Genomic DNA, 496 nt, shown 5'->3' with positions numbered 1-496 from the left:
GTTTTAGTTTGGAGTAGAAGTAAGGATGTTTTCTGTGCCTTGCTTACCCGCAGTCTTCTCTTCCAGCTTGAGTAGAATTGCGGGTAGCGCTATAAAGTCGAATATCAGTGCTAGCGTAATCGTTGTTGCAGTGAAGATACCCATGTGGGCGTTCATGTTGAAGTTGGACAATGCAAGCACCATAAACCCTGCGACTAAAACGAAGGTTGTCACCCAAAGTGCAGTACCAACGGTTGCGAAAGCATATTGCACCGCTTGCTCGCTAGTATAGCCTTTCTCACGCCTAGCCCTTCGATACTTGCTTAAAAAGTGGACGGTATCATCAACGACGATACCCAGGACCATACCTGTTGCGGTACCTACGGATATGCCAACATTACCGTTGAAGATACCCCACAAACCAAATGCAGCACCAATAGGTATAAGGTTAGGGATTAGGCTAACCAAGCCCAGTTTGACTGACCTGAGTACGATCACCATGATGATACAAATTAGT

1 protein-coding gene is annotated in these 496 nt (G+C 46.0%); it reads right to left on the bottom strand.

The annotated features are described in order from the left end of the window. Positions 1-3 precede the first annotated feature (3 nt). A partial coding sequence (locus tag A3763_RS05785; protein WP_156494947.1) for an MMPL family transporter occupies positions 4-496 on the bottom strand: 493 nt, incomplete at its 5' end.

The organism is Oleiphilus sp. HI0128 (genome assembly GCF_001635365.1).
Note: the sequence above shows the minus strand (reverse complement) of the source record. Positions and strands in the feature narration are given on the sequence as shown.